Annotated in this window: 21 protein-coding genes and 1 other RNA gene; 4 read left to right on the forward strand and 18 right to left on the reverse strand. The window is 66.3% G+C overall.

What is annotated here, in order from left to right; translation table 11 throughout:
- Positions 1-49 precede the first annotated feature (49 nt).
- From cuyB to L8F96_RS01460, 3 genes are all read right to left on the reverse strand, one after another.
- Positions 50-772: a cysteate racemase gene (cuyB, locus tag L8F96_RS01450; protein WP_046410093.1), complete on the reverse strand. Its 723-nt coding sequence runs from the start codon at positions 770-772 to the stop codon at positions 50-52.
- Complete coding sequence (gene cuyA / locus L8F96_RS01455; RefSeq protein ID WP_046410092.1) at positions 772-1,782, reverse strand: D-cysteate sulfo-lyase; 1,011 nt, start codon at positions 1,780-1,782, stop codon at positions 772-774. The genes cuyB and cuyA overlap by 1 nt, the downstream gene beginning before the upstream one ends.
- 153 nt (positions 1,783-1,935) lie before the next feature.
- Positions 1,936-2,871 (reverse strand): LysR family transcriptional regulator, encoded by a 936-nt coding sequence (locus L8F96_RS01460; protein WP_046410090.1) that lies wholly within the window; start codon positions 2,869-2,871, stop codon positions 1,936-1,938.
- A 268-nt stretch (positions 2,872-3,139) separates the two neighbouring features.
- On the opposite strand from L8F96_RS01460, the gene mtgA reads away from it, so the two are divergent.
- Complete coding sequence (mtgA, locus tag L8F96_RS01465; protein WP_334654722.1) at positions 3,140-3,829, forward strand: monofunctional biosynthetic peptidoglycan transglycosylase; 690 nt, start codon at positions 3,140-3,142, stop codon at positions 3,827-3,829.
- Positions 3,830-3,838: 9 nt separating this feature from the next.
- Here the strand turns inward: mtgA and L8F96_RS01470 are convergent, their stop codons facing one another.
- The 7 genes from L8F96_RS01470 to L8F96_RS01500 form a co-directional block, all read right to left on the reverse strand.
- Positions 3,839-4,081, reverse strand: coding sequence for a hypothetical protein (locus tag L8F96_RS01470; RefSeq protein ID WP_046411634.1), 243 nt, complete (start codon positions 4,079-4,081; stop codon positions 3,839-3,841).
- An 88-nt stretch (positions 4,082-4,169) separates the two neighbouring features.
- Positions 4,170-4,505 (reverse strand): YbaB/EbfC family nucleoid-associated protein, encoded by a 336-nt coding sequence (locus L8F96_RS01475; RefSeq protein WP_046410087.1) that lies wholly within the window; start codon positions 4,503-4,505, stop codon positions 4,170-4,172.
- Positions 4,502-6,172 (reverse strand): DNA polymerase III subunit gamma/tau, encoded by a 1,671-nt coding sequence (locus L8F96_RS01480; RefSeq protein WP_334654725.1) that lies wholly within the window; start codon positions 6,170-6,172, stop codon positions 4,502-4,504. Before L8F96_RS01480 ends, L8F96_RS01475 begins: the two co-directional genes overlap by 4 nt.
- An 86-nt stretch (positions 6,173-6,258) precedes the next feature.
- Positions 6,259-6,356: signal recognition particle sRNA small type (gene ffs / locus L8F96_RS01485), an RNA gene on the reverse strand.
- Positions 6,357-6,385: 29 nt separating this feature from the next.
- Positions 6,386-6,694, reverse strand: a complete 309-nt coding sequence (locus L8F96_RS01490) for a 2Fe-2S iron-sulfur cluster-binding protein (RefSeq protein ID WP_334654726.1) — start codon at positions 6,692-6,694, stop codon at positions 6,386-6,388.
- Positions 6,691-7,776, reverse strand: a complete 1,086-nt coding sequence (locus tag L8F96_RS01495; protein WP_145118722.1) for a cysteine desulfurase family protein — start codon at positions 7,774-7,776, stop codon at positions 6,691-6,693. Before L8F96_RS01495 ends, L8F96_RS01490 begins: the two co-directional genes overlap by 4 nt.
- Positions 7,773-8,867 (reverse strand): cysteine desulfurase family protein, encoded by a 1,095-nt coding sequence (locus L8F96_RS01500; protein ID WP_314472403.1) that lies wholly within the window; start codon positions 8,865-8,867, stop codon positions 7,773-7,775. The genes L8F96_RS01495 and L8F96_RS01500 overlap by 4 nt, the downstream gene beginning before the upstream one ends.
- A 73-nt stretch (positions 8,868-8,940) precedes the next feature.
- On the opposite strand from L8F96_RS01500, the gene L8F96_RS01505 reads away from it, so the two are divergent.
- The gene (locus L8F96_RS01505) at positions 8,941-9,597 is read left to right on the forward strand and encodes an alpha/beta hydrolase (RefSeq protein ID WP_046410080.1); all 657 of its coding nucleotides are present in this window, start codon (positions 8,941-8,943) and stop codon (positions 9,595-9,597) included.
- A 57-nt stretch (positions 9,598-9,654) separates the two neighbouring features.
- Here the strand turns inward: L8F96_RS01505 and L8F96_RS01510 are convergent, their stop codons facing one another.
- Positions 9,655-9,822, reverse strand: coding sequence for a hypothetical protein (locus L8F96_RS01510; RefSeq protein WP_046410078.1), 168 nt, complete (start codon positions 9,820-9,822; stop codon positions 9,655-9,657).
- Positions 9,823-9,911: 89 nt separating this feature from the next.
- Positions 9,912-10,877, reverse strand: coding sequence for a threonine ammonia-lyase (locus tag L8F96_RS01515; RefSeq protein WP_241212492.1), 966 nt, complete (start codon positions 10,875-10,877; stop codon positions 9,912-9,914).
- Positions 10,878-11,043: 166 nt separating this feature from the next.
- Between L8F96_RS01515 and L8F96_RS01520 the strand changes: the two genes are divergently transcribed.
- Positions 11,044-12,276 carry a type III PLP-dependent enzyme gene (locus L8F96_RS01520; RefSeq protein ID WP_334654733.1) on the forward strand — a complete coding sequence of 411 codons (1,233 nt, stop codon included), beginning with the start codon at positions 11,044-11,046 and terminating at the stop codon, positions 12,274-12,276.
- A gap of 108 nt (positions 12,277-12,384) precedes the next feature.
- On the forward strand, positions 12,385-13,464 hold the full coding sequence (locus tag L8F96_RS01525; RefSeq protein WP_046410075.1) for a 1,9-bis(guanidino)-5-aza-nonane synthase: 1,080 nt from the start codon (positions 12,385-12,387) through the stop codon (positions 13,462-13,464).
- Between the two features lie 175 nt (positions 13,465-13,639).
- Here the strand turns inward: L8F96_RS01525 and L8F96_RS01530 are convergent, their stop codons facing one another.
- The 6 genes from L8F96_RS01530 to tig form a co-directional block, all read right to left on the reverse strand.
- A complete protein-coding gene (locus L8F96_RS01530; RefSeq protein ID WP_334655619.1) occupies positions 13,640-14,215 on the reverse strand; it encodes a GNAT family N-acetyltransferase in 576 nt (191 codons plus the stop codon).
- A gap of 164 nt (positions 14,216-14,379) precedes the next feature.
- Positions 14,380-15,648 carry an ATP-dependent Clp protease ATP-binding subunit ClpX gene (clpX, locus tag L8F96_RS01535; RefSeq protein ID WP_046410073.1) on the reverse strand — a complete coding sequence of 423 codons (1,269 nt, stop codon included), beginning with the start codon at positions 15,646-15,648 and terminating at the stop codon, positions 14,380-14,382.
- An 80-nt stretch (positions 15,649-15,728) separates the two neighbouring features.
- On the reverse strand, positions 15,729-16,418 hold the full coding sequence (gene clpP / locus L8F96_RS01540) for an ATP-dependent Clp endopeptidase proteolytic subunit ClpP (RefSeq protein ID WP_046410072.1): 690 nt from the start codon (positions 16,416-16,418) through the stop codon (positions 15,729-15,731).
- Between the two features lie 71 nt (positions 16,419-16,489).
- On the reverse strand, positions 16,490-17,278 hold the full coding sequence (locus L8F96_RS01545) for a MipA/OmpV family protein (protein ID WP_046410071.1): 789 nt from the start codon (positions 17,276-17,278) through the stop codon (positions 16,490-16,492).
- A gap of 9 nt (positions 17,279-17,287) precedes the next feature.
- A complete protein-coding gene (locus L8F96_RS01550) occupies positions 17,288-18,247 on the reverse strand; it encodes a glycosyltransferase family 2 protein (RefSeq protein ID WP_334655620.1) in 960 nt (319 codons plus the stop codon).
- A gap of 108 nt (positions 18,248-18,355) precedes the next feature.
- A complete protein-coding gene (gene tig / locus L8F96_RS01555) occupies positions 18,356-20,008 on the reverse strand; it encodes a trigger factor (protein WP_046410068.1) in 1,653 nt (550 codons plus the stop codon).
- Between the last annotated feature and the right edge of the window lie 19 nt (positions 20,009-20,027).

The following is a 20,027-nucleotide window of genomic DNA, read 5'->3' on the forward strand; positions in this document are numbered from 1 at the left end:
CAATCGCGTCAGGGAACTGATTGATTGTTCAACGTCGCATAACCGCAGGCTAAGCGCCTCGCCCCCACTCACCCCGCGCATACGCGACCGTGCGCTCGGCAAGAACGTCGGTGGCGTCGATCAGCGGCACGGGAAGCTCGCCGTCGGCGATCACCAGCGGCACTTCGGTACAGCCGGCGATGATAATCTCTGCGCCCTGATCCAGCAGGTGGTGCGCCGTTGCGCGTACCCCAGCCGTGCCCACATCAAGCTCGCCCCGCTTGATTTGCCAGATCGCGTCCATGAACGCTGCCCGTGCCGCATCGTCGGGTGTGACAGCGGTGAGCCCGGCCGCATCCAGCGCGCGTTCGTACAGCTTCGCCTCGGCCGCGCCAGCGACGGCAAGGACGCCGATCCGCCGCGCCTCGGGATGGCGGCGACGGACGGCGGCCACTGCCTCGTCGATCAGGTGAACGAAGGGCAGCGGCGTGGCGGCGCGCACCGCATCGGCAAAGGCGTGCGCGGCGTTGCATGGCATCGCCAGCACGCCCGCCCCCGCCGCCGCCAACCCGCGCGCCATCGCGGCGAGCGCCGGGGCCGGCGACGGACCGGTGCCCGCGATCGCGGCATTGCGATCGGGCAGCGCGGGATTGCTGTCGGCAATCACCCGCACATTGTCCTGCTCCCGCGCTGCGCCGCGTTGCGAGTGGCGCAGGACCTTCGCCATGAAATCGATCGTCGCGGCGGGGCCCATGCCCCCCAGCACGCCGATCGCCAGCGGGTGGTCGGTCATCAGAAGGCAGCGTCGCCGGTAAACAGCGGCTGGTATGCATAGAGCGCGGGCGAGCCACCGGTGTGAACAAAGAGCACGCGCTCATCCGCATGGATCTCGCCGGAACGGACCATGCCGATCAGCCCCGCCGCCGCCTTCCCGGTATAAACCGGATCCAGCAGCACCCCTTCGAGCGAGGCGAACAGGCGTACCGCCTCGACCATCTCCTCGGTCGGCAGCGAATAGCCGGGCCCGACCCATTCGTCGCGGCATTCGATCTCGTCCGGCGTGATCTCGGGAACGACCCCGGCCAGCGCGGCAACCTCCCGCGCCAGGCGAAGCACATTCGCCTCCTGCTCCGCGCGGGGACGCCGCACGTTGACGCCCGTCACCGGGATGCCCGCGCTGTTGCCGATCAGGCCGGCGACGATCCCCGCATGGGTACCGGCGCTGCCGCTCGCCACGACGATCCGGTCAAACGCGACGCCATCGGCAAACGACTGCTGAAGGATTTCCTCGGCGCAGGCGACATAGCCGAGCGCGCCCAGCGGGTTGGAGCCGCCACCGGGGATGATGTAGCCGCGCCGCCCCTCGGCCGCGAGGTCGCCGGCGATCTTCTCCATCGCGGCCTGAAGATCATCGCCCAGCGCGACCACCGTCACGGCCTCGACGCCGAGCAGGTCGAACAGTAAATTGTTGCCCGACGCGGTCTTGTCATAGCTGTCCGGCACACGCTGCTCGAGCACGAGGCGGCATTTCAGCCCCTCGCGAACCGCGGCGGCCAGCGTCAGGCGGCAATGGTTGCTCTGCACTGCGCCGACCGTGATCAGCGTATCCGCGCCCTGCGCCAGCGCATCCGCAACCAGGAATTCGAGCTTGCGGGTCTTGTTGCCCCCACCGGTCAGGCCGAGCAGGTCGTCACGCTTGATGAAGAGCTCCGGCCCGCCGAGCGCCTTGGTCAGATGCGGCATGGGCTCGATCGGGGTTGCGCCGGGCGTGTAGCGCCGGCGCGCGAAACGCGCGAGATTCATGATGGTCGGCTCCGATCCTGCTGGTCGGGGCGTTCAACGCCCGGACGACCCTTTGGTGTTCCACGATCGTCCAGCGCCGTCTCCGGCCGTCATGGGGACTGGATCGATCTCCTGCACCGCAGTTCACACAGCAGGCCGTTGTTCGACAAGCTTTCAGTGTTGGCGGGCACCCATAGCATTTCGGCAATCATCCCGCTCGGCGCTCGGCCCCTGCGCCTCGATCATCCCCGCCATGAGGTCGGTGAAGCTGCGCGCGACCCGCGACAGCGGATGCGCGGAGAGATGCTGGACCGACAGGCCAAAGGTCACGGCCGGTTCAACGGGGCGGAAATGCAGGTCGTCACCGACAAAGGCCTGAGCGGTGAACTGGTCGACGATCGCAACCCCCGATCCACTCCGCGCCAGCGCCGCCGCGATATAGACGGACTTCACCTGGATCGCGGGTGTGCTCTTCAGCGTGCCGGCCATGACAGGTGCAATCAGGTCGCCGATCGACACGCTCGGCGCGAGCCCGATCAGTTCCTGGCTGCGCAGAAGATCGATCGGTATCGCACTTAAATCACGGTCAAACATGCCCTCGACGAACAGCGCGCCGACGCACCCCTGCCCGAGCGAGAAGGCAGCGATCTCGGGGTCACCTACCGCATGGTGACCAATCACGAAGTCGCACTCGCGCGACATCAGCGCCGCGCGGAATTCGTCATGGTGGATCGCCGACACCTCAAAGGTCACACGCGGCCACTTCTGCCGAAAGACCGAGATCGCGCGCGGCAGCTTCGCCAGCGCCAGCGAGGGAAGCACACCGATCCGGATATGCCCCTCCGACGGCGAGCGCAGGTTGCGCGCCGCCCGCTGGAAGGTGTCGATCCGGCTGTGCAGATCGTCCACCTCGCGAAACAGGATATGCGCTTCCTCGGTCGGGGTCAGCCGACCGCGCACCAGGGTGAACAACCGGAAGCCGAGCCGGCTTTCGGCATGCTTCACGATCTTGCTGACCGATGGCTGGGATACATTCAGCAGACGCGACGCACCGCTGATCGATCCCACGGAATAGACGGCGTGAAACACCTCGATGTGGCGCAGGTTCATGACGCTCCCCGGTTGATCTTGCTCTCGTCCCTGCTGCGGCGTTTTATGGTTATGAAGGAACGTTATCAGATCGAGCAGCGTTTTCGCCAGACCTCTGGCGACCTGGAACATAACTTTTTGTTCTAACCTGCTTATGCCTTTTGCATGTGTCCGACCACAATCGGCACGTCCCATGGCATCAATGAAACAGCGGCACCCCGCGGCCCGGGCAATCGCCGCAGCTTCCGCCCCGTTGCGCCCGGCGGCGTTTGGCGCTTAGCGTCACGGCATGGCTACACGCGTGCTACGATGGTTGCTGAAGGCGGCGTTCTGGTTCGTCGCCCTGTCGGTGTTGCTGGTCGTCGCGCTCCGCTTCGTGCCGCCGCCGTTCACCTTCACGATGCTCGGCGATCTCCTGGCCGGCCGCTCCGTCACCAAGCAATGGATGCCGCTCGATCGGATCGATCCCGACATGGCGCGGGCCGCGATCGCCGGGGAGGACGCCAAATTCTGCAGCCATCACGGCTTCGACCTGGAGGCGATTGCCGGCGCCGCCTATCGCAACGCGCAAGGAGGCCGGATTCGCGGGGGCTCCACAATCAGCCAGCAGACGGCGAAGAACGTCTTCCTCTTCCAGGGCGGCGGCTACATCCGCAAGGCGTTCGAGGCATGGTTCACCCTCCTGATCGAGGCGATCTGGGGCAAGCGGCGGATCATGGAGGTCTATCTCAACGTCGCGGAAACCGGCATCGGCACCTATGGCGTCGAGGCGGGTGCGCAGCGCTATTTCAATCACTCGGCGAGCAAGCTGACGCCGACCGAGGCGGCACGGATTGCCGCGGTTCTGCCGTTGCCGAAGAAGCGCGAGGCTGTCGCGCCCAGTGGCTTCGTCCGCCGCCACGGCAATACGATCGCACGCTACGTCGGCGTGGTCCGCCGGCAGGGGCTGGACGCCTGTATCCGGCCGCCCACCCCCTGATCGACGAAATTACTTGGTAGCGCCCTCGATCGCGGCACCAGCCTTGTCGGCGGTGTCGCCGACGCTCTTGGCGGCCGAGCTGATCGCCCGGGTTTCCATATTGTCGTTCTTCGACTGATTGAACAGGAAGAAGGCGGCAACCACGACCGCCAGCAGCACGGCAAGCCCGATCAGCATGCCGCCACCGCCCCCACGCCGCTCGATGATCGTCGTATTCGGCGTGGAGGTCTCGGTCACACGTTCGTCGGTCATGTGTTTCTCCATCATTACTGATGAAGCGCAACGTTGACCGATCAATTGTTGTTCCAGCGCTGCAATGAAGCGCGCCGCGGCTACATCATCAGAACGGCAGCTTGAAGCCCGGCGGCAGCGGCAGGCCGCTCGTCATCTTCGCCATTTCCTGTGACGACACGGCATCTGCCTTGGTGCGCGCATCGTTGAACGCTGCGGCGACCAGATCTTCCAGCATCTGCTTCTCGCTCGGCACGATCAGCGAATCGTCGATCGATACTGACAGGATGCGACCCTTGGCACTCGCCTTGATCTTCACCAGGCCGCCCCCGGAAACACCCTCGACCTCGATCTTGTCGAGCGTGTTCTGCGCCTCGTCCATCTGCTTCTGGACATTCTCTGCCGCGCTCTGCGCTGCGGCGAGAAGCTCGTTGATATCCTTCACGCGCTATTCCTCTTGTTAGGCCAATCGATAAGTTCGGCGTCCGGAAACGCCTCCATTGCCGCCTGCACGATGGGCGAGGCGAGCACCGCCTGGCGTTCCGCCTCCGCGACGGCGTCCTGCGCCTCCTTCAGCGTTGGCTCACCCGGCGCATCAAGCAGGCTGAGCTTCCACGCGACACCTGTGATTGTCCGCAGCGCCGCCGCCGTTTCCGACAATGTATCGGCGGCGATCGGCCGAGTGCCGCTCAGCACAATCTCCGGCGGCTGGTAGCTGACGATCCGCGCCCCATGTGCCAGCCGCACGGCCAGCAGATGATGGCCATGCACCTCCATCTGCTCGACAAGGGCGGCAAAGGTCTCGGGCATCGCGGGCGCGGCCGGTTCCTCTACCACCGCGACCGGCGCCGGCGCGGGTGCGGGTGCGGCCGCGCTGGCAGACTGCGGCGAGGTGGCGGCAGGGCCCTCCCCCTTGGTGATCGCGCGGGCAAGCTCGCCCGGGTCGGGCAAGGACCGGGCATGGATCACCCGCAGCAGCGTCATTTCCGCCGCCTCGATCGGCAACGCGGCGCGCGCCACCTCGTCATGCCCCTTCAGCAGCAATTGCCAAAGGCGGTGGAGCAGCGGGAAGGATAACGCCTCCGCCCATTCGCGATAGGCCGCGCGCTCCTCGGCGGGCTGTGCCGGGTCCTCGGCCGTCCCGACCTTGGTCAGCGTGATGCCGTGCACCGCCTCCAGCAGCGCACGCAGCACGCCGGTGGGATCGACGCCGTAATCATATTGCCGCCGCAGCGCGGCCAGCGCCCCCGGCGCATCGCCGGCGAGCAGCAGCGCCAACAGGTCGCGCACCGCGCCGCGGTCGGACAGCCCCAGCATCTCGCGCACCGCGGCGGCGGATACGCCGCTGCCCTCGGCATCGGCATGGGCGATCGCCTGGTCCAGGATCGACAGGCCGTCGCGCGCCGATCCCTCCGCCGCCCGCGCGATCAGCGCCAGCGCCTCGGGCTCGGCCGACACGCCTTCCTGCGTGCTCACCGCGGCGAAATGCTCAGCCAGCTTCTCCGCCGGGATGCGGCGCAGGTCGAACCTTTGGCATCGCGACAGGACAGTGACCGGCACCTTGTTCACCTCGGTCGTGGCGAACAGGAATTTCACATGCCCCGGCGGCTCCTCCAGCGTCTTGAGCAACCCGTTGAAGGCCGCCTTGGACAGCATGTGGACTTCGTCGATGATGTAGATCTTGTAGCGCGCCGACACCGCGGCATAGCGCGACGCCTCGATGATCTCGCGGATGTCGTCGATGCCGGTATGGCTCGCCGCGTCCATCTCGATCACGTCGATATGCCGGCCTTCCGCGATCGCGCGGCACGGCTCGCACACGCCGCAGGGATCGATCGTTGGCCCGCCGGTGCCATCGGGGCCGATGCAGTTCAGCGCCTTGGCGATCAGCCGCGCGGTCGACGTCTTGCCGACACCACGCACCCCGGTGAGCAGAAAGGCATGGGCGATGCGGTCACGCCGGATCGCGTTCTCCAGCGTCCGCACCATCGCTTCCTGGCCGATCAGCGCCTGAAACGTCTGCGGGCGATATTTACGCGCCAGCACGCGATACGCTTCCCCACCACGCGTTGGCTGCGCGGGTTCGTCCAGGCCGAGAAGAGAGTCGCTCATCGGCGCCTATCTAGTCTCGCCGGCCGCGCTTGTCGAAGGGGCTGTTTGCCAATTGGCGCGGGGGAGCGCTGCGTCGCGCTGCGCACTGCGGTGGGAGCCGGAACGACCCGCAGCGAAATCGTTGTGGCTGCTTCCGTCAGGATCTGACCAGGTTGGCGACGACTACGTCCGCCCGACTCCCGGGGCGCCATATGGCCGAGCAATGCGCGGTGTTCAAGTGCGCGTGATACGCGCCGTCAGGCCGTCCATCGCATCGTCCAGCACGATCTGGCACGACAGCCGGCTGGTGCGCGTCGCACCGGGCGCCAGATCGAGCATATCCTCCTCTTCCTCGCTCGCTGGCGGCAAGCGGTCGAAGTCGGCCGCGTCGATGATGACATGGCAGGTCGCGCACGCCATCTGCCCCTCGCACGTCCCCTCCAGCGGCATACCGATCCGCTGACCCACGTCGAGCAGCCGCTCCCCGGCCGCCGCATCGGTGTCGATCGCCCGGCCATCCTCGTCGATGAAACGGATCTTCATGCCATCATCAGCTGCGCGTCGGCAGCCGCGACGATCGCATCCAGCCCGGCGCGAAGGTCCGCCTCGGTGGTGTAGCGGCCAAAACCCAGCCGGATGGACGACCGCGCATCGGCATCGAGCAGCCCGATCGCCTTCAGCACATGGCTGGTCCGCCCCGAACCGCTGGCGCACGCCGATCCGGCCGAAAAGGCGACGTCACGGCAATCGCTCATCAACCGCGCCACATCCAGGCCGCGGCGACGGACGTTGAGATTGCCGCAATAGCGGTGCTCCGCCGATCCGTTGATCGTCCAGCCGCTCAGCCGCTCGGTGGCGAGTGCCCACAGCCGTTCGACATGCGTGGCATCCGCCTCGTACCGCTCGCCCATCAGCCGCGCTGCCACGCCAAATCCGACGCACAGCGCCGGGCTCAGCGTGCCGGAGCGGCCACCCTCCTGGTCGCCGCCATGCAGCAGCGGCTCGATCGACACGCCGTCGCGCACCCACAGGGCGCCGATCCCCTTTGGCCCGTGGATCTTGTGCGCGGAAATCGCCACCAGGTCGCATTCCTCGGGGATGGCGATGCGGCCATATCCCTGCACCGCGTCGCACAGCACCAACGTGCCATGCCGCTTCGCTGCGCGTACCAGTTCCGGCAGCGGCTGGATCACGCCGATCTCATTGTTGACCAGCATCGCCGCCAGCACGCCCGCGCCCTGCCCGAGCACGCGATGCGCCACCCACAGGTCGATGCGCCCATCGGGGCGCACCGGCAAAACCGTCAGCTCGCGCCCGCGCGCCTGTTCGGCGCGGGCCGTGTCCAGCACCGCGGCATGTTCGCTGGCGATGGTGATCAGCGAACCCGACGTTCCCTTCAGCGCCCAGTTCAGCGCCTCTGTCGCCCCGCTGGTGAAGATCACGCGCCCGCCCGGCGGCAGCAATTGCGCCACCTGTTCGCGCGCCACCTCGACCGCCGCTCGCGCCGCGCGACCCATCCGGCTCGGCGAATGGGGATTGGCGAAATGATCGCGCAGCCACGGCACCATCGCCTCGAACGCTTCGGGGGCGAGCGGCGTCGTCGCCTGATAATCGAGGTAGATCACGCCGCCAGCACCCGCGCGCCGCGCGCCATGTCACGCCAGGCCGAAATGAACCGCTGGACGGCCGATCTGTCCGTGGTGCGGCCAAAGCTTACCCGAATGACCTCGCGGCAGGCCTCTTCCGACCATCCCATGGCGCGCAGCACATGGCTCGGCTTCAGGCTGCCGCTCGCGCACGCGCTGCCGGCCGACACCGAAATGCCTGCCATGTCGAGGCGGATCAGCTGCGCGTTGGCGCTCATGCCGGCCAGCCGGTAACTGCCGATCGCCGGGTGACGGGGCGCGTTTTTCGCCACCACTTCACCGCCCGAACGCATGATGGCGTCGTCAAGAATAGCTCGCAACTCCCTGTGATCTGGCTCATTCTCGCCGAGCGCTGCGGCATAGCCCAGCACCCCGGGCACATTCTCCGTTCCCGCGCGATAGCCCCGTTCCTGCCCGCCGGTGGGCTGGAGCGTCGCCAGATCGCGAACCAGAAGCGCCCCCACCCCCGGCGGCCCGCCCCGCTTGTGCGCGGACACTGCGATGAAATCCGCATGGGCCGCCAGCGCATCCGACGCCGGCATCTGCGCCGCATCGACCAGCAACAGCCCGCCAGCGGCTTGCACGATCTCCGCAATCTCGGCGATCGGCTGGATCACGCCAGTCTCGCTATTGCACCACTGGATGCAGGTGATCGGCCGCCCCCGCGCGCCGTCGCTGCTCCAGCAAGCATGCTCCCGCAGCGCCGCCACATCGACAAGCCCTTGCGCCGTCACCGGCAGCACATGGGCCTGCTCGCCCGCCGCGCGCATCACTGCGTCATGCTCGACCGCGGAAATGAAGCGTGGTCCGGCAACCGCCCGGCCAAGCGCGATGGCCAGCGATTCACTCGCCCCGCTCGTCAACAGCACCTCATGCTGCCAGCCATAGGCGGTGCCGATCGCACGCCGCGCTTCCTCAAGCGCGGCACGCGCCGCGCGTCCCTCGGCATGGGGCGACGACGGGTTGGCCCATAGCGCCACGCCCCGCGCCATCGCCTCACGCGCGGCAGGGGTGATAGCGGTGGTTGCAGCATGGTCCAGATAGAGGCGCTCGGGCAAAACTCGTTCCATATTCCGATGCATCCCCTATATAGTGCGGCGTTCATGGCGCCACACCCGGCGCCCTCCACAGACAAGAGTAACGATGCCTGAAGTGATCTTTCCTGGCCCCGAGGGCCGCCTCGAGGGACGTTTTGCACCCGCCCCGAAGCCGCGCGCACCGGTGGCGATGATTCTGCATCCGCACCCTACCGCCGGCGGCACGATGAACAACCACATCGTCCAGGCGCTCTACAAGACCTTTCAGCGTCGCGGCTTCGCTACCCTGCGCTTCAACTTCCGCGGCGTCGGCAAGAGCCAGGGCACGTTCGACAATGGCGTCGGCGAGCTTTCCGACGCTGCCAGCGCGCTGGATTGGGTGCAGAGCTTCCACCCCGAGGCGCAGACGACCTGGATCGCGGGCTTCAGCTTCGGTGCCTGGATCGGCATGCAGCTGCTGATGCGCCGTCCGGAAATCCGCGGCTTCATCTCGATCGCCCCGCCGGCCAATCTCTACGACTTCACCTTCCTCGCCCCGTGCCCCTCGTCGGGCATCATCATCCAGGGCGCCGAGGATGAAGTGGCGACCCCGCCGGCCACGCAGAAGCTGGTCGACAAGCTGCGCACCCAGAAGCACATCACCATCCATCACGATGTGATCCCGGGCGCCAACCACTTCTTCGAGCATGAGATGGACGACCTGATGAAGTCGGTCGATGGCTATCTCGACATGCGGCTCGACCCCAACTGCCCGATCAAGTAATCGGTGTGGCAGCGAGCGGCACCGCGCCGCTCGCTGCACCCATCGCGCTGTGACGCGTCATAGCGTCCAAATTGCGACATTGCCGAACAGCACCAGCGCCATGATGATCAGCAGCCAGCCACGCTTCGGATCGCGGCGGGACCGAATCATCCAGCCTCCGCCCAGGACACAGGCGAAAGCCGCGAGCATCGCGATCGCGGGGGCTGCATTGGCAATGGCGTCCATGATGTCCTTCTGACTGTGATGTAATTGCCGGCCGCCCGCGCTGGCCGTGTCTGCATATTGATCAGGCGCCGCCTACAGCGTGTCGCGCGTTAGCCGCCGGCGAGCACCCGCGCATAAGCGGCCGTATCCACGTTGCCGCCTGACAGGATCACCAACGTGCCCGGCTCGGCCGCGACCTTCCCGGCGAGCAGGGCAGCCAGGGCAACCGCGCCGCCCGGCTCCACTACCAGCCGCAGCTTCTCGGCTGCCCAGCGCTGTGCGGCCGCAACCTGTTCCTCGCTCACCGCCACGCCCTGCGCATCGCGACGCGCCAACACGTCAAAGGTCAGCGACGCCACCTGTTTGGTCATCAACGCATCGCACGCCGTCGTCGGCGGCGAATCCTCGACCGGCAGTATCCAGCTCGCCTCCAGGCTGCGGCGCATGTCGTCCCACCCCTCGGGCTCCGCCACGGTAATGGCCGCCTCGGGAAGCGCCAGCGCCAGGCCGGCGGCCAGGCCACCGCCACCGCATGGCGCCAGGACGCGCGTGGGTGCGCCCAGCCCGGCCGCCTCCATCTGGGCCGCGGCCTCGATCCCGGCGCTGCCCTGCCCCTCGATGATCCACGGATCATCGAAGCTGGGGACGAGCGTGGCGCCGCGCGCCTCGGCCAGCGATGCGGCTATCTGCTCACGCGACTCGGCGTGGCGGTCATAGCGGACAACCTCGGCACCCAGCGCCAGCGTGCCCTCGACCTTCGCGCGTGGCGCGTCAGACGGCATGACGACGCTAGCCGGCATACCCAGGCGCCGCGCCGCCCAGGCGATTCCCTGCGCATGGTTGCCGCTCGAAAATGCCACCACGCCGCGCGCCCGCGCCGCATGGTCCATCGCGGTCAGCCTGTGCCACGCGCCGCGGATCTTGAACGCACCGATCGGCTGCAGCGATTCTGCCTTGAACGCGACCGGGATCCCCTTGATCTCGCTCACGAATAAGGGGGTCGGGGGCAGGATCGCAGCGATCTTCGCCGCAGCGTCGCGGACGCCTGCACGGGTGGGCTGTCGCAAAATGGTCACGGGCCACCCTTTGCCGGGAAACACTACCCCGGAAAAGGTCTTTACATATGGGGTCTCTAAACCTAACTCGCGCCTCCGCTGCCCCATGGGACTTCCACCGCAAGGCAGTGATTTCGTCAACTGAAGACCGGGGGGCCCGCCTCCCTGGCATTGGAGGTCCCTTGAATTGCACCAGGATCATCGCGCGCTGGGGCTAGCGCCCCTCTCGACCGTTGCCTGCAACTCCGTTTCGGGCGCCATCGACATCGCACAGGGCAAGCCGGTCGAGCCGGTCACGCTCGTGCGTCCGCACGCCGCGGCACGCGCCGCCCGGTTCTTCGTAGAGAAGTTCCCGGGTCGCTCGATGTATGCCGTGAAGGCGAATCCGTCGCCCGAGCTCATCCAGATTCTCTGGGAGAACGGCATCACGCATTTCGACGTCGCCTCGATCGGCGAAGTGCGCATGGTTGCCCGCACGGTGCCGGAGGCCACCTTGTGCTTCATGCACCCGGTGAAGGCCGAGGAGGCCATTGCCGAGGCGTACTTCAAGCACGGTGTCCGCACGTTCAGCCTCGATTCGCTCGAAGAGCTCGACAAGATCATGCGCGCGACGCGCAATGCGGCCGACCTGACGCTCTGCGTCCGGCTACGCGTGTCGTCCGAGCATTCGAAGCTCAGCCTCGCGTCGAAGTTCGGCGTGGCGCCGCAGGATGCCAAGCCGCTGCTGTTCGCCGCGCGCCAGGCGGCCGACGCGCTCGGCATCTGCTTCCACGTCGGCAGCCAGGCGATGACGCCGGAGGCTTATTCGAATGCGATGGAGCGGGTGCGCGGCGCAATCGTCGATGCGGCGGTGACGGTCGACGTGATCGACGTTGGTGGTGGGTTCCCGTCGTCCTACCCGGGCATGGAGCCGCCGCCGCTCGAGCTCTATTTCGAGACGATCCACCGCGCGTTTGAGAGCCTGCCGATCAGCTATTCGGCGGAGCTGTGGGCGGAGCCGGGTCGTGCCTTGTGCGCCGAGTACAGCAGCGTCGTCGTGCGCGTCGAAAAGCGCCGCGGCAGCGAGCTGTACATCAACGACGGCGCCTATGGCGCGCTGTTCGATGCCGCACACATCGACTGGCGCTTCCCGGTGACGCTGCTGCGCGAGCCGCAGTCCACCGTGCGCGATCATCCCTTCTCCTTCTACGGCCCGACCTGCGACGATCTCGATCACATGGCCGGTCCGTTCCTGCTGCCGGCGGATGTCGAAGCAGGCGATTACATCGAGATCGGGATGCTCGGCGCCTATGGCTCGGCGATGCGCACGGCCTTCAACGGCTTCGGATCGGACGAGACGGTGATCGTCGAGGACGAGCCGATGGTGTCGCTCTACGCCGAGGTGGAACGCGAAGCTGCGTCCAACGTCGTAAAGCTGTAACCGACCGATTACATTGAGATAGACGGCGGCGCTCGCAGGGGCGCCGTCGTTCTTACGGGTTAACGCGTCCCCTTCCGAACGACGTGTGCCATCATGCGAGAAGCACCCATGACTGACACCCTCACGAAGACCGCGGCGGCAAACGCGCCGATCAACGACACCCGCAAGGCGGAATTGCTATCGAAGCAGGTCAAGCACATCGACATCAAGTCGTTCGATGCGCGCCCGATCGTCGACGCGATGAGCGACATGAGCTTCACTAGCCGCGACCTCGGCCGCGCGACGAAGATCTACAACGAGATGCTGGCCGACAAGGACTGCACCGTGTGCCTGGTGATCGCGGGATCGACCAGCGCAGGCGGCTGCATGGACCTGTATGCCGATCTGGTGCGCAACAACATGGTCGACGTGATCGTCGCCACCGGCGCCACCATCGTCGACATGGATTTCTTCGAAGGTCTTGGCCACAAGCACTATCAGGCGCTTGAAATCCCTGATGATGATACGCTGCGCTCGCTCTACATCGACCGCATCTACGACACGTATATCGACGAGGAGCAGCTGCAGGACTGCGACTTCACGATCAACAAGATCGCGAACGAGCTGGAGCCCAAGGCCTATTCCTCGCGCGCCTTCATCCGCGAGATGGGCAAGTATCTCGTCGAGCACGGCAAGAAGGAGAACAGCCTCGTCAAGCTCGCCTATGAGCATGACGTGCCGATCTTCTGCCCGGCGTTTGTCGACTCGTCGGCCGGCTTCGGCCTCGTCAAGCACCAGGTCGACCGCGCCAAGGAAGGCAAGCCGTACATGATGATCGACGCGGTCGCGGACTTCCGTGAGCTGACCGAGATCAAGATCAAGGCCGGCACCACCGGGCTCCTCATGATCGGCGGCGGCGTGCCGAAGAACTTCATCCAGGACACCGTCGTCTGCGCCGAGATCCTCGGCCACGAGGATGTCGAGGTGCACAAGTACGCCGTGCAGATCACCGTCGCTGACGTGCGCGACGGCGCCTGCTCCTCCTCGACGCTGCAGGAAGCAGCTTCGTGGGGCAAGGTGAACACCGGCATCGAGCAGATGGTGTTCGCGGAAGCCGGCTCGGTGATGCCGCTGCTGGCGTCCGACGCCTATCACCGCGGTCACTGGAAGGATCGCGCAAAGCGCGCCTGGGCGAAGCTGTTCGCCTGATCGGCTTGACGTGACGAAGGGCCCGCGCCCCGCCCTGCCTCATCAGAGGCAGCGGCGTGGTGCGGGCCTTTTGCTTGTTAACCCTTCCAGACGTCGCATCGGCGCATTGTCCAGGCCGGCGTGACGCTGACAAGTCGCGCACCGGGCCTGCTCGCCGGCTGCGCGGGCATGCACCTCAATCTGGCTGGCGAAGCATCGACCAGAAGCGTGGCCCGCCCCCCGGCACGTGCCAGTCATCGACAATATCGAAGCCGAGGGCGCGATAGAAACCGAGGTTCCGCTCGGTCGCCGTCTCGAGATAGGCGGGCAGGCGCCCGGCCGCGCGGGACAGCCCCGCCCGCACCACGGCAGCGCCCAGACCCTTGCCCTGCACGGCTGGATCACAGCCGGCAATGTGAAGGTACCAGAAGTCACCCGCCGGCATGTGCGCCTCGACCGCGTGCGAAACCTTCAGGGCGCGTGGAATGTTCGCCCCCAGCGCACGCCATAGCGGCCACGCCTGCCGCAGCATGGCGACCGCGCCGGTCGTGGCCTTGCCCGGGCCGCGCCACAGCGTCGCGGCCTCGCCCCCTGCCGTGACGACCCGCATCCCCGCCGCATCCGCATCGAACAGGATCGCGAACAATCGCGGCAGCCGACGCGCGCGCTCCGCCGGATCGGGAAAGATCCAGCTCATCGCCGGATCATCCGCGAACGCGCGCGCCAGCATCGCGGCAACCCGCGCCCGGTCAGCCCGGCCCGCATTGCGCATGCCGGTCACCCTCGATCTTCCAACAGAACCGCAAAAGCGGGGGTCCAGATCATTGCCATCCCCTCCCCTCCTTTTCACCACTCCGATCGACGCGCAGCCACCGACAACGAAAAAGGGCGCCGATCGCTCGGCGCCCTTCGTCATTCAGCGGTGCGTCACGAGGCTTACGCCGCGTCGCTGCCGGCCTTCTTCTTTTCGGCATAGACGCGGATCGGTTCCTTGCGGCCGTCGACCACATCCTTGTCGATCATCACCTCGTCCACCGATTCCATGCCCGGCAGGTCGAACATCGTGTCGAGCAGGATGCCCTCCAGGATCGATCGCAGGCCGCGCGCGCCGGTCTTTCGCTCGATCGCCTTCTTTGCGACCGTGACGAGTGCGTCGTCGGTGAAGCCCAGCTTCACTTCCTCCATCTCGAACAGCTTCTGGTACTGCTTGACCAGCGCGTTCTTCGGCTCGCTCAGGATCTTCACGAGCGCCGTCACGTCCAGGTCCTCGAGCGTCGCGATCACAGGCAGACGGCCGACGAACTCGGGGATCAGGCCGAACTTCAGCAGATCCTCCGGCTCGGTCTGGCGCAGCACTTCACCCGTGCGCTTTTCCTCCGGCGCCGCGACATAGGCGCCAAAGCCGATCGACTTGCCCTGCAGGCGGTCGCCGATGATCTTCTCGAGGCCCGAGAAGGCGCCGCCGCAGATGAACAGGATGTTCGTCGTGTCGACCTGCAGGAACTCCTGCTGCGGATGCTTGCGCCCGCCCTGCGGCGGAACGGACGCGGTGGTCCCTTCCATCAGCTTGAGCAGCGCCTGCTGCACGCCCTCGCCCGACACGTCGCGCGTGATCGACGGGTTCTCGGCCTTGCGGCTGATCTTGTCGATCTCGTCGATGTAGACGATGCCGCGCTGCGCCCGCTCGACGTTATAGTCGGACGCCTGGAGCAGCTTCAGGATGATGTTCTCGACGTCCTCGCCGACATAGCCCGCCTCGGTCAGCGTCGTCGCATCGGCCATGGTGAACGGCACGTCGAGGATGCGCGCCAGCGTCTGCGCCAGCAGCGTCTTGCCGCAGCCGGTGGGGCCGACGAGCAGGATGTTCGACTTGGCGAGTTCCACATCCGCACCCTTGGCGCCGTGGTTCAGCCGCTTGTAGTGGTTGTGCACCGCGACCGACAGCACGCGCTTGGCCTGCTTCTGCCCGATGACATAATCGTCGAGGACGTCGCAGATTTCCTGCGGGGTCGGCACGCCGCCGTCCTTCTTGGACACAAGCGCCGACTTGGTTTCCTCGCGGATGATGTCGTTGCACAGCTCCACGCACTCGTCGCAGATGAACACGGTCGGTCCTGCGATGAGCTTGCGAACCTCGTGCTGCGACTTGCCGCAGAAGGAGCAATAGAGCGTGCTCTTCGAGTCACCGCCGCTGAGCTTGGTCATTCAATCACATCCTTTGCCGGCCGGGCATGGTAACCCGGCCAGTCATGATCCGGCAATGCCGGAAAGAGGGCCAACGCCGATCAGGCGGCGGCAGCCGTATCTTCGGCCGGGGCAGGCCGCTTGTCGAACACCTCGTCGATCAGGCCGAATTCCTTGGCCTCATCCGAGCTCATGAACTTGTCACGATCCATCGCGCGCTCGATCACCTCGATCGGCTGGCCGGTGTACTTGGCGTACAACTCGTTCATCCGGTGCCGGATGCGCAGGATTTCGCGCGCCTGAATTTCGATGTCGCTGGCCATGCCCTGCGCACCGCCCGACGGCTGGTGGATCATGATCCGCGCATTGGTCAGCGCGACCCGCATCCCCGGCTCGCCCGCCGACAGCAGGAAACTGCCCATCGACGCGGCCTGACCGATGCACACGGTGCCGACGCGCGGCCGGATGTACTGCATGGTGTCGTGGATCGCCATGCCCGCCGTGACGACGCCGCCCGGCGAGTTGATGTACATGAAGATGTCCTTCTTCGGATTCTCCGACTCAAGGAACAGCAGCTGCGCCGTGATCAGGCTTGCCATGCCATCTTCAACGCCGCCGGTGACGAACACGATGCGCTCGCGCAGCAGGCGGCTGAAGATATCAAAGGACCGCTCGCCACGGTTCGACTGTTCGATGACGATCGGCACGAGACCTGCCTGCGTCTGCTGCATGCCGACGCCGGCGCGCGCAAGGGCGCCTGCAAAGTCGCCGGTCTCGAACGGGTTGTGCATGGAAGGCTCTCTCTTGTTCTTTCAGGATGACCTATGTCGCGCGCGGCAGCGGCGACTTCAAGACCTGCCGCTCAGTCCTGGCGGCCGCGAAACGTATAGGTCAGGGACAGGCCACCGGACCATTGATTGCGTGAGCCGTAGCGCCGCACGATTGGCGACCGGCTCGCATCGTCGACGAGCCGCTCGTATTTGCCATAAACGTAGATGCCCCATTGCGGCGTCAACTGCTTGAGGAAACCGGCGTTCCCGCCCACTGCCTGGATCCCGCCCCCGGGGCGGAACGCCGTCAACCCGGACGTGGCGACGGATTCCACCGGGACGCCGAAATAGGCACGCTGGTACTTGCCGTTGGAATAGGTGACCCGCGGCCCGATCGCGAACAGCCAGTCGTCGCGGTCGCGCGCGACATAATCGACGCTGGCGACACCGATCAGCCCCTTGTGCCCACCAATCCCTTGGCGCAGCTCGAGGCGGGCGCGCAGCGGCTCGGCGATGGTATATTGCGCGAACAGGCCCGGCTCCACGGTAAAGCCCACGCCACGCACGCCCGGCACGTCGCGCGTCCGGCGGGACCCCTCGAAACTCAGCGTCGGGCCGACGGAAAACCTTTCAGTATCGAAGACGGAGATGCTGGCGCTCTCGTCCGCCGCCTCGAAGATGAACGGCGTGTCTCCACGCGCCCGGCTGATATCCAGGAACGGCCGCAGCACCACGCCCTTGTAGCCGGGATATCGGGGGACAAGCTGGGGCCCCGCCGCGATCCTGGTCCGCCGTGGCTCGTCCTGCGCGGCAACGCCTGTCGCCCCTGTCGTGCCAAGGACGAAAAGGGCCGCTGAACGGCCGAGGAGCGACATCGCCATGCAGTGAGACTAGATCAGTCTGTCGGCCCTGACCAGCGTTCCCGGCGCAGGATACGAAAGATACGCCAATCGCCGTACCTCGCGGCGGCCACGGACCACCGTATCCAGGATCAGCCCGGCAAATCCGGCGAGCGCCGCCAGGATCGTCAGTCCGGTCACGAGGATCGCCGTCGGGAAGCGCGGCACCAGCCCGGTCTGTGCATAGGTAACCGCCAGCGGGACGGCCAGGATGATCGCGAGCAGCAACAGTGCGGCCCCGACGTAGCCGAAGAACCACAAGGGGCGCTCGATCCGATACAGGGTCGCGATCGTGCCCAGGATGCGCCAGCCATCGCGATAGGTGCTCAGCTTCGACACCGAGCCTTCCGGGCGCGCAAAATAAGGCGTTTCCACCTCGCCCACCGGCATCTTCAGCTCCAGCGCGTGCACCGAAATCTCGGTCTCGATCTCGAACCCGACCGACAGCACCGGGAAGCTCTTGACGAAGCGGCGCGAGAACACCCGATATCCGCTGAGGATATCGGTGAAGCTGCGCCCGAACAGGCGAGTCAGCATCCCGGTCAGCATCGCATTGCCGAACCGATGTCCGCGTCGATACGCCTCGGTCGCTTCACCGATGCGGCTGCCGACCACCATGTCGAGCTGCTCGTCGAGCATCCGCTCGATCAGCAACGGCGCGGAGGCCGCATCATAGGTCGCGTCGCCATCCGCCATCACGTAGATGTCGGCATCGACGTCGGCGAACATGCGGCGCACCACGGCGCCCTTCCCCTGCACGCGCTCGGTCCGCACGATCGCGCCCGCCGCCCGCGCGACCGCCGCGGTTCGGTCGTGCGAGTTGTTGTCATAGACGTAGATCGCCGCGCCCGGCAGCGCAGCGCGAAAGCCAGCGATCGTCTGCGCAATCGCTGCTTCCTCATTGTAGCAAGGAAGCAGGACGGCAATCCTCAGCTCCGTCTCGCGCACCATAGCTCCATTCACGCCGCCCAGATCTCCGATCGCGATGTTCTGTAACAAAAAAGAGCGTCCCCCTGAAAAATCAGGGAGACGCCCTTCACTATCCGAAACGAATTAAGATCAGCCTTCGGTCTTGGGCGCCTTCTTGGCAGCGGCCTTCTTCGGCTTGGCCGGTGCTTCCGCTTCGCTCTCGGCATCAGCGGCAGCCGCCTTCTTCTTCGGCGCTGCCTTCTTGGCCGGCGCTGCGGCCTCGTCGGTCGCCTCGTCCTCGGCCGGTGCGGCCGCGGCCTTCTTCTTCGGCGCCGCCTTCTTGGCCGGCTTCACCTCGTCGCCCTCGTCACCCTCGGCAGCGGCCTCGTCAGCCTTCTTCTTGGCGGCGGCCTTCTTCTGCTTGGGCTTGTGGTTGTCGTGATCGTGGTGATGCGTGCCGGTCGCGAAACCGTCCTCGCTCTCAATCGCGGCTTCCAGTTCCTCGCGCGTGGTCTCGCGCTCGGTCACCTCGGCCTTGTCGAACAGGAAGTCGACGACCTTGTCCTCGTACAGCGGCGCGCGCAGCTGGGCAGCAGCCATCGGCTCCTGCTGAATGTACTGGATGAAGCGCTGCTGGTCCTCGCCGCGATACTGCTGCGCAGCCTGCGCGATCAGGCGGTTCATTTCCTGCTGCGTGACTTCGACGCCGTTGGCCTGGCCGATCTCGCTCAGCAGCAGGCCGAGACGGACGCGGCGCTCGGCGATCTTGCGATAATCGTCGCGCTCCTTCTCCATCTCTTCCATGGCCGCCTTCGGATCCGGCTCATGGGTCGCCTCATGCTCGAGCTGCGCCCAGATCTGCTGGAACTCGGCCTCGACCATCGACGGCGGCACTTCGAAATCGTGGCCGGCGGCGAGCTGGTCGAGCAGCTTGCGCTTCATGTGGGTGCGGGTCAGGTTGCCCAGCTCGCTCTCGATCTGGCCACGGACCAGGCCGCGCAGCTGCTCCAGGCTCTCGAGGCCCAGGTTCTTGGCGAGGTCCTCGTCGACGGTCGCTTCGCCAGCGACCTTCACCGACTTCACGGTCAGGTCGAACGTGGCGTCCTGTCCGGCCAGTTCCTTTGCCTGGTAATCCTCCGGGAAGGTCACCTTGATCTGGCGCTCCTCGCCGGCCTTCACGCCGACGGTCGCATCCTCGAAGCCCGGGATCAGGCGACCCGAGCCAAGCTCGATCGCCATGTCGGTGCCGGTGCCACCCTCAAAGGCAACGCCATCCATGGTCTTGCCGACGAAATCCACGGTGACGAGGTCACCCATCTTCGCGGCATAGCCTTCCTCGGCGTCTTCCCACTTCTTGGTCTGGTCGGCGAACTTCTGCAGCTGCTCGTCGATCACGGCGTCGTCGGCCGGAACGGTCAGCTTCTCGAGCTTCAGCCCCTCGATCGCCGGCGCCGGCACCTGTGGCAGCACTTCCAACTCGACGGTCAGCTCGGCGTCCTTGCCTGGCTCATAGCCGTCGGCCAGCTGGACGGAGGGCTGGATCGCCGGACGCAGCTGCTTCTCAGCCAGCAGCGTCTGGATGCCTTCCTGGATCGACGTGTTGAGCGCGTCCTGCAGCAGCGCCGGGCCGTGCATCTTGCGCACGATGTTCGCCGGAACCTTGCCGGGGCGGAAACCGGGCATGCGGACCTGCGGTGCGACTCGTGCCAGCTCCGCATCAACGCGCGCCTCGATGTCCTTGGCCGCGATGGTCAGCGTGTAGGCGCGCTTCAGGCCCTCGTTCAACGTCTCGACAGTCTGCATCTTCGTGCCTTCAACTGAA

It is taken from the genome of Sphingomonas panaciterrae (assembly GCF_036890205.1).
GTDB classification, from domain to species: Bacteria; Pseudomonadota; Alphaproteobacteria; order Sphingomonadales; family Sphingomonadaceae; genus Sphingomonas; species Sphingomonas panaciterrae.